Genomic DNA, 10,910 nt, shown 5'->3' on the forward strand with positions numbered 1-10,910 from the left:
GAGGACGGACGGCCGTGTACACCGCACAGGGCACCATCGAGAAATCGCATCTGCTGGAACAGCACCAGTCGCTGGTGCGCCGCATCGCGCTGCAGATGATGGCGCGGCTGCCGGCCAGCGTGGAGCTCGACGACCTGATCCAGGCCGGCATGCTCGGCCTGCTCGACGCGTCGAGCCGCTACCAGGACCACCGCGGCGCGCAGTTCGAGACCTTCGTCAGCCAGCGCATCCGCGGTGCCATGCTCGACGAGCTGCGCGCCAGCGACTGGGGTTCGCGCGGGCTGCGCCAGTCGGCGCGCGGCATCGAGAAGGCGATCCAGGCGCTGGGCCACCGGCTGGGCCGCGCGCCCACCGAAGGCGAGATCGCGAAGGAGCTGAAGGTCGACCTGGACACCTACCAGTCGATGCTGCAGGACATCCAGGGCTGCCAGCTGCTGTACGTGGAAGACTTCGCCAAGGGCGACCCCGACAACCCCTTTCTCGACCTGCATGCCCAAGAGGCGCGCAAGGGGCGCGGCGACTTCGACGACCCGCTGGCGCGCCTGCTCGAAAGCGGCTTTCGCCACCAGCTGGTGGACGCCATCGGCGCGCTGCCCGAGCGTGACCAGCTGCTGCTCAAGCTCTACTACGAGGAAGAGCTGAACCTGCGCGAGATCGGCGCGGTGCTCGAGGTGAGCCAGTCGCGCGTGTGCCAGCTGCACGGCCAGGCGGTGAGCCGCCTGCGCGCGAAGCTGAAGGATTCTCTGTAGAGAAACTCAGCTGGCGTAGCGCGCGTCGAGCGCATCGAGCTCGGGCTTGCGCACCAGCCGCTGCCGCTCGGCGAAGGGCGCGACCAGCGATGGGTCTTCGTCCATGCGCCGCGTGTCGCGCAGCACGGTGAGCGCCTTCTGCATGCCGGCCAGCGCGCCCTGCAGCGCAGCGTTGGCGTACAGCACGATGCCGTAGCCGAGGCCGCCGAGTTCCTCGGCGCCGAAGATCGGCGTCTTGCCGCCGATCACCATGTTCATGAGTTGCGGTTTGTGCAGGCGCTGCGGCAGCGCACGAATCTCGTCGGCCGTGGTGACGGCTTCGACGAACAGGATGTCGGCGCCGGCCTCGCTGAACTTCTGCGCGCGCTCGATCGCGGCCTCGAAACCCAGCGTCGCCGCCGCGTCGGTGCGGGCCATGATGAGCAGGTCGGGGTCGGTGCGGGCATCGACGGCGGCCTTGATCTTGTTGACAGCTTCCTCGGTGGAGATCACCTCCTTGCCCGAGAAATGGCCGCAGCGCTTGGGCGCGATCTGGTCCTCGAACTGGATGCAGTCGGCGCCCGCGCGCTCCAGCACGCGCACCGTGTGGCGCACGTTCAGCGCGTTGCCGAAGCCGGTGTCGGCATCGACGATCAGCGGCAGGTTCACGGCGTCGCGGATGCGCGCCGTGTGGTCGGCGATCTCGTGCAGGCCCATGAAGCCCTGGTCGGGCAGGCCGAACCACATGTTGGTGACGCCCGCGCCGGTGACGTAAATGGCTTCGAAGCCCAGGTCTTCGATGACGCGCGCCGACAGCGCGTTGAAGGCGCCCGGCACCAGCACGCCGCGGCGGGCCTCGGCGAGGGAACGGAGGGTCTTGCGAGTCGACATCGGGATTTCCTGTGAATGGATCTGAAAGCTCAAAGGGTGTCGCCGGGCACACGGACCCAGCCTTCCATCAAGACGCGGGCGCTGCGGCTCATGACCGCCTTGGTCACCTGCCATTCGCCATCGACCTGGCTGGCCTGCGCGCCCACGCGCAAGGTGCCCGAGGGGTGGCCGAAACGCACCGCTTCGCGCGCGCCGCCGCCGGCCGCGAGGTTCACCAGCGTGCCGGGAATGGCGGCGGCCGTGCCGATGGCCACGGCCGCCGTGCCCATCATGGCGTGGTGCAGCTTGCCCATCGACAGCGCGCGCACGAGCAGGTCGATGTCGCCGGCCGCCACGGCCTTGCCGCTCGATGCGGTGTAGCCCGCGGGCTTCGCCACGAAGGCGACCTTGGGCGTGTGCTGGCGGCTGGCGGCTTCGTCGAGCGTGCGGATGAGGCCCATGCGCAGTGCGCCATGCGCGCGGATGGCTTCGAAGCGGGCGAGCGCGGCGGCATCGCCGTTGATCGCGTCCTGCAGCTCGGTGCCCGTGTAGCCGAGGGCGTCGGCGTTCACGAAGACGGTGGGGATGCCGGCGTTGATCATCGTGGCCTGCAGCGTGCCGAGGCCGGGCACGTCGAGGTCGTCGACGAGATTGCCGGTCGGAAACATTGCGCCGCCCGCGCCGTCTTCCTCGGCGGCGGGGTCCATGAATTCGAGCTGCACCTCGGCCGCGGGAAAGGTCACGCCGTCGAGTTCGAAGTCACCGGTCTCCTGCACCACGCCGCCGGTCATCGGCACGTGCGCGACGATGGTCTTGCCGATGTTGGCCTGCCAGATGCGCACGACCGCCACGCCATCGCGCGGCACGCGTGCCGCATCGATGAGGCCGTTGCTGATCGCGAACGGCCCGACGGCCGACGAGAGGTTGCCGCAGTTGCCGCTCCAGTCGACGAAAGGCCGGTCGATCGACACCTGGCCGAACAGGTAGTCCACGTCATGGCCGGGCCGCTCGCTCTTCGACAGGATCACGGTCTTGCTCGTGCTCGACGTCGCGGCGCCCATGCCGTCGATCTGCTTGCCATAGGGGTCGGGGCTGCCGATCACGCGCAGCAGCAGCGCATCGCGCGCCTTGCCCGGCACCTGCGCGGCCTCGGGCAGGTCCTGCAGGCGGAAGAACACGCCCTTGCTGGTGCCGCCGCGCATGTAGGTGGCGGGGATCTTGATCTGCGGAAGGTGCGGCATCGTCAGTCGGCTTTCGTGGCGGCGAGGAAGTCTTGGGCAAAACGCTGCAGCACCCCGCCGGCTTCGTAGATGGAGACCTCCTCGGCGGTGTCGAGGCGGCAGGTCATGGGCACGTCGAGCCGTTCGCCATTGCGGCGGTGCACGACCAGCATGAGGTCGGCGCGCGGGGTGCGCGCGCCGGTCACATCGTAGGTCTCGGTGCCGTCCAAGCCGAGCGTGAGGCGGTTGGTGCCCGGCTTGAATTCGAGCGGCAGCACGCCCATGCCGATCAGGTTGGTGCGGTGGATGCGCTCGAAGCCTTCGGCCGCGATCGCTTCCACGCCGGCCAGCCGCACGCCCTTGGCGGCCCAGTCGCGCGACGAGCCCTGGCCGTAGTCGGCGCCGGCCACGATGATCAGCGGCTGCTTGCGCAGCATGTAGGTCTCGATAGCCTCCCACATGCGCATCACCTCGCCCTCGGGTTCCACGCGCGCCAGCGATCCGGCGCGCACCGTGCCGTCGGCCTTGCGCACCATCGCGTTCTTCAGCGTGGGGTTGGCGAAGGTGGCGCGCTGCGCCGTGAGGTGGTCGCCGCGGTGGGTGGCGTAGGAGTTGAAGTCGTCCTCGGGCAGGCCCATGCGCTGCAGATACTGGCCGGCCGCGCTGTCGAGCAGGATCGCGTTCGACGGCGACAGGTGGTCGGTCGTGATGTTGTCCGGCAGGATCGCCAGCGGCCGCATGCCCTTGAGCGTGCGTTCGCCGGCCAGTGCGCCTTCCCAGTACGGCGGGCGACGGATGTAGGTGGAAGCGGGGCGCCAGTCGTACAGCGGCGCGACCTGCTCGCCCGTGTCGGGCTGGATCGCGAACATCGGCTCGTACACCTGACGGAAGTGCGCGGGCTTCACGCTGGCCTTGACGATGGCGTCGATCTCTTCATCGCTGGGCCAGAGATCCTTGAGGCGGATCTCCTTGCCATCGACCACGGTGAGCACGTCCTTCTCGATGTCGAAGCGCACCGTGCCCGCGATGGCGTAAGCCACCACCAGCGGCGGCGAAGCCAGGAAGGCCTGCTTCGCGTACGGATGGATGCGCCCGTCGAAGTTGCGGTTGCCCGAGAGCACGGCGGTGGCGTACAGGTCGCGATCGACGATCTCCTGCTGGATGGCCGGATCGAGCGCGCCCGACATGCCGTTGCACGAGGTGCAGGCATAGGCCACCACGCCGAAGCCCAGCTGTTCGAGCTCGCGCATCAGGCCGGCATCTTCCAGGTACAGCGTGACCGCTTTCGAGCCGGGCGCGAGCGAGGTCTTGACCCACGGCTTGCGCGCCAGCCCCACGCGGTTGGCATTGCGCGCGAGCAGGCCCGCGGCGATCACGTTGCGCGGGTTGCTGGTGTTGGTGCAGCTGGTGATGGCCGCGATGATCACTGCGCCGTCGGGCATCTGGCCGGGCACGTCGTCCCACGGGGCGGCGATGCCGCGTGCCGCGAGGTCGGCGGTGGCGACGCGCGCATGCGGGTTCGAGGGGCCGGCCATGTTGCGCACGACGCTCGACAGATCGAACTGAAGCACGCGCTCGTACACGACTTCGGCGAGCGTGTCGGCCCACAGGCCCGCCTGCTTGGCATAGACCTCGACCAGGCGCACCTGCTCGTCGGCGCGGCCCGTGAGGCGCAGGTAGTCAAGCGTCTGCGTGTCGATGGCGAACATCGCGGCGGTGGCGCCGTACTCGGGCGCCATGTTGGAGATGGTCGCGCGGTCGCCCAGCGTGAGGCTGGCCGCGCCTTCGCCGTGGAACTCCAGGTACGCGCCCACCACCTTCGCCGCGCGCAGGAACTCGGTGAGCGCGAGCACGACGTCGGTGGCCGTGATGCCCGGCTGCGGCCGGCCCGCCAGGCGCACGCCGACGATGTCGGGCAGCCGCATCCACGAGGCGCGGCCGAGCATCACGTTCTCGGCCTCGAGCCCGCCCACGCCGACGGCGACGACGCCCAGCGCATCGACGTGCGGCGTGTGGCTGTCGGTGCCCACCAGCGTGTCGGGGTAGGCCACGCCGTCCTGCGCATGCACGACGGGCGACATCCGCTCCAGGTTGATCTGGTGCATGATCCCGTTCCCCGGCGGGATCACCTCCATGTTGCGGAAGGCCCGCTTCGTCCATTCGATGAAGTGAAAGCGGTCTTCGTTGCGCCGGTCCTCGATGGCGCGGTTCTTCGCGAAGGCATCAGGGTCGAAGCCGCCGCACTCCACCGCCAGCGAGTGGTCGACGATGAGCTGCACCGGCACCACGGGGTTCACCTGCGACGGGTCGCCGCCCTGTTCGGCGATGGCGTCGCGCAGGCCGGCCAGGTCGACCAGCGCGGTCTGGCCCAGGATGTCGTGGCAGACCACGCGCGCGGGGAACCACGGAAAGTCATGGTCGCGCCGACGCTCGATGAGCTGCGTGAGGCTCTGCACGAGGATCGCCGGGTCGCAGCGGCGCACGAGGTTCTCGGCATGCACGCGCGCGGTGTAGGGCATCGTGGCCCAGGCGCCGGCGCGGATCACCTCGACGGCTGCGCGTGCATCGAAGTAGTCCAGCGCGGTGCCGGGAAGGTTCTTGCGGTAGTCGGTGTTCATGGGGCGCTTGTCGCTCGGCACCCGCGCGCAGGCACGGGCACCTTTTCTTCTTCTCGTGTTTTTACTTCCGATCCTGGATCGGCGCGAACTTCAGGTCTTCGGGGCCCGTGTAGTTGGCGCTCGGCCGGATGATCTTGTTGTCGATGCGCTGTTCGATGATGTGCGCGGCCCAGCCCGAGGTGCGCGCAATGACGAACAGCGGCGTGAACATGGCCGTGGGCACGCCCATCATGTGGTAGCTCACGGCGCTGAACCAGTCGAGGTTGGGGAACATCTGCTTCACGTCCCACATCACGGCCTCGAGCCGCTCGGCAATGTCGAACATCTTGGTCGAGCCGGCCTCCTGCGACAGCGTGCGCGCCACGCCCTTGATGACCACGTTGCGCGGGTCGCTCACGGTGTAGACGGGGTGGCCGAAGCCGATCACGACTTCCTTGGCGGCGACGCGGCGGCGGATGTCGGCCTCGGCTTCGTCGGGTGCGTCGTAGCGCTTCTGGATCTCGAAGGCCACCTCGTTCGCGCCGCCGTGCTTGGGGCCGCGCAGCGCACCGATGGCGCCGGTGATGGCCGAGTACACATCGGAGCCCGTGCCCGCGACCACGCGCGCCGTGAAGGTGGAGGCGTTGAACTCGTGCTCGGCATAGAGGTTGAGCGAGGTGTGCATCGCGCGCTCCCACTGTGCGCTGGGCTTGCGCCCGTGCAGCAGGTGCAGGAAGTGCGCGCCGATGGAGTCGTCGTCGGTTTCCACTTCGATGCGCCGGCCCTGCGTGGACCAGTGGTACCAGTACAGCAGCATCGAGCCGAGCGAGGCCATCAGTCGGTCGGCGATGTCGCGCGCGCCGGGCAGGTTGTGGTCTTCCTTCTCGGGCAGCAGGCAGCCCAGCGACGAGACGCCGGTGCGCATCACGTCCATCGGGTGCGCGCTGGCGGGCAGCTGCTCCAGCGCCTCCTTCAGGCTCGCGGGCAGGCCGCGCATGGCCTTGAGCTTGGCCTTGTAGGCACGCAGCTCGGCGGCCGTGGGCAGCTTGCCGTGCACCAGCAGGTGCGCGATTTCCTCGAACTCGCAGACCTCGGCGATGTCCAGGATGTCGTAGCCGCGGTAGTGCAGGTCGTTGCCGGTGCGGCCCACGGTGCACAGGGCGGTGTTGCCGGCGGTCACGCCCGACAGGGCGACGGATTTCTTGGGCTTGAAGCCGGTGGGGGTGGCGGTGTCGTTCATGCGGGTTCCTTGTCTGTAGGCACGGTGTTCAGGTAGGTGTTGCGCAGGCGCGCCGGACGGCCGCGGCCGTCGACGGCCACCATCTCGAACAGGCCTTTCAGCGACGGGCGGGCTTCGCCGTCGGGCGGCTCGGCCGCGCCGGTGACGCAGACCGTGAGCGAGCTGCGCCCGGCGCGCGTCACCCAGGCCCGCAGGCGCAGCACATGGCCGACGGGCACGGGCGCCAGAAACTGCGCGTCGCCCAGGCTGGCCATCACCACGTCGGATTTCGCGAAGGCGCGCGCGGCGAGGAACGCGGCCTTGGACATCAGCAGCAGGGCGTTGCCGCCGAACAGCGTGCCGTAGTGGTTGGCGTGCTCGGGGAACACGATGTCGGTCAGCTCGATGGCGGCGGATCGGTTTGTCATGCTTCGCAATTTACGCAATCGAACGCCCATAATGAAGGCCTGAATTGGCGAATCATTGCGAATGAAGATGGCTGATTTTGCAAATATTGCGAATATCGCAAAGACCCACGAGGTGACCCGATGAGCAAGACCTTCATGGGCGTGCGCCTGCGCACGCTGCGCGCCGAACGCGGCCTCACGCAGGTGGCGCTGGCCCAGATGCTGGGCCTGTCGCCGAGCTACCTGAACCAGATCGAGCAGAACCAGCGCCCGCTCACCGTGGCCGTGCTGCTGCGCATCAGCAAGACGCTCGGCGTCGACGTGCAGCAGTTCTCCGAAGACGAGGAAGCGCGGCTCGTGGCCAGCATGCGCGAGGCGCTGGCGGACAACCCCGGCGGCGAGGCCGTGGCGCTGCCCGAGCTGCGCGAGGTGGCGTCGCAGATGCCGGCCGTGGCGCGCGCGCTGCTGGCCTTGCACCGCCGCCACCAGGAGGCGCAGGAGCGGCTGGAGCTCATGGCCGCCGAACTCGGCGACGGGCGCGGCGACATCTCGCGCAGCCGGCCCATGCCTTTCGAGGTGGTGCGCGATTTCTTCTTTGCGCACCAGAACCATTTCGACCCGCTCGACACCGCCGCCGAATCGCTCGCGGCCGAGGCCCGCGCGCAGGGCGGCCCGCTCGCCGAATGGCTCCAGCAGCGGCTTCTTTCGGCGCACGGCGTGCGCGTGGTGCCGGGCGACGAAGGAGAAGGTGCGCTCGACAGCCAGCGCCGCTACGACCCGGCCCGCCGCGTGCTGCGCCTGTCGGCCGGCCTGGAGCCGGGCCAGCAGGCCTTCCAGCTGGCCACGCAGCTGGCGCTGCTGGAGCAGGCCGCGCTCATCGAGTCGCTGGTCGTGCAGGCCGATTTCGGCGACGCCCCGGCCCACGCGCTCGCGCGCATCGGGCTGGCCAACTACTTCGCGGCGGCCGTGCTGTTGCCCTACGGCCCGTTCCTGCAGGCGGCCGAGGCGCTGCGCTACGACATCGACCTGCTCGCGCGCCAGTTCGGCGTGGGCTTCGAAACCGTCTGCCACCGCCTGAGCAGCCTGCAGCGCCCGGGCGCGTCGGGCGTGCCTTTCTTCTTCATCCGCGTGGACCGGGCTGGCAACATCTCCAAGCGGCAGTCGGCCACGCACTTCCACTTCTCCAAGACCGGCGGCACCTGTCCGCTGTGGAACGTGTACGAGGCCTTCGCGCAGCCCGGGCGCGTGCTGCCGCAGCTGGCGCGCATGCCCGACGGCCGCGCCTACCTGTGGATCGCGCGCACCGTGTCGCACGGCCAGCGCGGCTTCGGTTCACCGAGCAAGACCTTCTCGATCGGCCTGGGCTGCGACATCCGCCACGCCCCGCGCCTGGTCTACGCCAAGGGCCTGGACCTGAAGGACCCCGACGTGCCCACGCCCATCGGCATGGGCTGCAAGGTCTGCGAGCGCGTGGCCTGCCCGCAGCGGGCATTCCCGTTCATCGGACGGCCGCTGGATGTGAACGAGAACGAAAGCCGGTTCACGCCCTACGCCGTGGCCGGTGCGTAGGTACTACCAAGGTACAGGCTGCCCGTCTGATCCCGAGTGCGGTTCGCAGCAACGCGCAGGTTTGCACAGGGCCGTGGCTATGATGGTTGCATCAACAGGGAGTAGAGCCGAATGGCCACAGGTATCCAGAGCGAGGGTCATTCCTCGAGCGTCAGCACGACCGTCTGCTGCGCGTGCGTCCGAACATTGCCGCTGCTGCGCGCGCACGCCTGACATGTCCGGCCAACCTGTGGAAGACGGGCAGCGCACGGACATCGATGCCGAAATGTCGCGCTCGTCCTGGGCGTTCTTCTTCTGGATCTCTTTCTTACCGGCGCTGGCGTTGATTCTTGAGCTGTCGGACGACGCGAGCGTCAACGGAAATCTGAATTCGATACCAGCCGCTATTGGCTACCTTGCGGTTTTCGGACTTGCATTCTTGGCAGTCATGTTTCTGGTGGTGTGGATCATCGGGGGATGGACCAGAACGCGTGCCGTCAGCATCGCAGGGCTTTTTCTTGGGATACCGCTGGCGATACTGGTGTTTGCCCACTTCGGGAGCAGTTGACATGCCAAGGGGCATGGGCAGTGGCAACCCTCGGCGATGCACGCTGTCGGCTGGGCCCGTACCTGTGAGTGAAGAAGTCGGCCGCTGCTTTGGGATGCAAAGCAAAGCGTGAAAGATCTCCAAATCTTGAAACCTCGTCACAACCGTTCTTTGGCAAGAGCCTGCAAGGCCATCGCATCCATTGGCGTTCTCTTGTGCCTTGCGGGATGCCCGCCGGTCCTGATCCCCTATGTCTCACGCGATGTGGAGACCCAGAGGATGGTCGAGATGAAGTTGATGAATCTCGATGCCAATGAGGATTTGCATCTCTTGAAAACATGCCGACTGTCCAGCAGGGCAACGGTCGAAGGCTGCAGCGGCCCCCTCGACGTTTCTTTGCTGGTCCGCCCTGTGGGCTGGTCTGTCAGGAAATTTGCCCTGCAAGATCCTTCGAAAATTGCCAAGGTCACAGAGGGCCGTTTCGGGTTCTCGTTGCGATCGCATTTCTCCGGCGTCCATGGTTTTGGCCGGCCGACGATCGCGAAGCACAACGCGCCGGACACCTTCATCGGTTATTTCGTCGACGCCTACGGTTGGACGTCCCTGGTCTGGCTTGGCAAAGACGCCTTGTCTCCCGACGAATCGGATCCGAAGCCATCGTTCCCGGAGCGACAGTTCCTGCATGTGACCCTGCCGAAGAAGAATGCGAACGCATCGCCTGCATTGGTCCTTCAAGAGGGGGACAAGGTCTGGCTCTTCATGGATGCCGGTGATCAATGTCTGTCCGAGCATTGCTTCGCAGTCGATGAGGTGCTGCAAGCGCGTGTCGACCCAGTGCCCGAGCGATTCAGGAATCGCCGGTTCGAGCTCTACTTCGCTCGCGACCTGCGGTACGAGGCGAACGAGGTCACCACGAAAAACTTCGACGCGGTCGTCAAATCAAGAACGGGGACAGGGGGTGAAAGATCGCTTCTGATCGGGCCGCTTCCGAAGCCGAAGGGAGACTTCGCATTCGATGAACGGGTGATTCCGGCGTCACGTTTCTCTGACGCATCGCCATCGGTCGCTTGCGAATGGGTGTCCTACTCAGCGGGGACGGTGGTGATGCTCACTGCGGAGAACAGTGTGAAGAGCACGATGAAGCTCTCGGGATGTACCGTTCTCGAACCATACGTCCCATGGACCCTCGAGGCACGCTAGTGCGCTTCGAGGGCTCCTTCCGACAGAGTCAGAGCGAGGAGGGAGGCGTGGCGCTCGCCTCGCTCCACCCACCCCCCAGCGCCTTGTAGATCGCCAGCCGGTTCGTCTGCTCCGTGAGCTGCAAACCGATCAGCGTCTGCTGCGCCGCATAGTCGCTGCGCTGCGCGTCCAGCACGTCGAGGTAGTTGGCGGCACCGCTCTTGAAGAGCGACTGCGAGAGCTCGAAGCTGCGCGCGGTGGCGGCGCGCAGCGAGCGCTGCGCGTCGAGGCGCTCGGCCAGCGTGCGGCGTTCGGCCAGGGCGTCGGCGACTTCGCGGAAGGCGGTCTGCACGGCCTTCTCGTAGGTGGCGATCTGGATCTTCTGCTGTGCCTGCGCCACCTGCAGGTTGGCGCGGTTGGCGCCGCCGTCGAAGATCGGCACGCTGATCGACGGCGCGAAGCTCCAGGCCTTGCTGCCGCTCGCGAACAGGCCCGAGAGCGTGCTGCTCGCGGTGCCGGCCGAGGCGGTGAGCGCGATGCGCGGGAAGAAGGCCGCGCGCGCCGCGCCGATGTCGGCATTGCTCGCGCGCAGCGC

General features: G+C 67.6%; 10 protein-coding genes. 4 read left to right on the forward strand and 6 right to left on the reverse strand.

Features of this window, described 5'->3' with window-relative positions:
- Window positions 1–14: 14 nt before the first annotated feature.
- Window positions 15–749 (forward strand): RNA polymerase sigma factor FliA, encoded by a 735-nt coding sequence (locus VBO01S_RS01520; protein WP_062469409.1) that lies wholly within the window; start codon window positions 15–17, stop codon window positions 747–749.
- 6 nt (window positions 750–755) lie between these two features.
- On the opposite strand, the gene VBO01S_RS01525 is transcribed toward VBO01S_RS01520, so the two are convergent.
- The 5 genes from VBO01S_RS01525 to VBO01S_RS01545 form a co-directional block, all read right to left on the reverse strand.
- Window positions 756–1,619: an isocitrate lyase/PEP mutase family protein gene (locus VBO01S_RS01525; protein ID WP_062469413.1), complete on the reverse strand. Its 864-nt coding sequence runs from the start codon at window positions 1,617–1,619 to the stop codon at window positions 756–758.
- 29 nt (window positions 1,620–1,648) lie between these two features.
- Window positions 1,649–2,839: a 2-methylaconitate cis-trans isomerase PrpF gene (gene prpF, locus VBO01S_RS01530; RefSeq protein WP_062469416.1), complete on the reverse strand. Its 1,191-nt coding sequence runs from the start codon at window positions 2,837–2,839 to the stop codon at window positions 1,649–1,651.
- 2 nt (window positions 2,840–2,841) lie between these two features.
- Window positions 2,842–5,436: a Fe/S-dependent 2-methylisocitrate dehydratase AcnD gene (gene acnD, locus VBO01S_RS01535; protein ID WP_062469476.1), complete on the reverse strand. Its 2,595-nt coding sequence runs from the start codon at window positions 5,434–5,436 to the stop codon at window positions 2,842–2,844.
- Window positions 5,437–5,497: 61 nt separating this feature from the next.
- Entirely contained in the window at window positions 5,498–6,655 is a 1,158-nt protein-coding gene (gene prpC, locus VBO01S_RS01540) for a bifunctional 2-methylcitrate synthase/citrate synthase (RefSeq protein ID WP_062469421.1), read from the reverse strand.
- A complete protein-coding gene (locus VBO01S_RS01545; RefSeq protein WP_062469424.1) occupies window positions 6,652–7,062 on the reverse strand; it encodes an acyl-CoA thioesterase in 411 nt (136 codons plus the stop codon). Before VBO01S_RS01545 ends, prpC begins: the two co-directional genes overlap by 4 nt.
- 120 nt (window positions 7,063–7,182) lie before the next feature.
- Here VBO01S_RS01545 and VBO01S_RS01550 point away from each other — a divergent pair, with 120 nt between their 5' ends.
- From VBO01S_RS01550 to VBO01S_RS01560, 3 genes are all read left to right on the forward strand, one after another.
- A complete protein-coding gene (locus VBO01S_RS01550) occupies window positions 7,183–8,610 on the forward strand; it encodes a short-chain fatty acyl-CoA regulator family protein (protein ID WP_062469428.1) in 1,428 nt (475 codons plus the stop codon).
- A gap of 214 nt (window positions 8,611–8,824) precedes the next feature.
- Entirely contained in the window at window positions 8,825–9,157 is a 333-nt protein-coding gene (locus VBO01S_RS01555; protein WP_062469430.1) for a hypothetical protein, read from the forward strand.
- A 258-nt stretch (window positions 9,158–9,415) separates the two neighbouring features.
- Window positions 9,416–10,336: a hypothetical protein gene (locus tag VBO01S_RS01560; protein ID WP_062469432.1), complete on the forward strand. Its 921-nt coding sequence runs from the start codon at window positions 9,416–9,418 to the stop codon at window positions 10,334–10,336.
- A gap of 28 nt (window positions 10,337–10,364) precedes the next feature.
- On the opposite strand, the gene VBO01S_RS01565 is transcribed toward VBO01S_RS01560, so the two are convergent.
- Window positions 10,365–10,910 (reverse strand): TolC family protein (locus tag VBO01S_RS01565; protein ID WP_169805013.1); only part of this gene is annotated, 546 nt, incomplete at its 5' end.

Origin of the sequence: Variovorax boronicumulans NBRC 103145 (genome assembly GCF_001591345.1) — a bacterium.
GTDB classification, from domain to species: domain Bacteria; phylum Pseudomonadota; class Gammaproteobacteria; order Burkholderiales; family Burkholderiaceae_C; genus Variovorax; species Variovorax boronicumulans.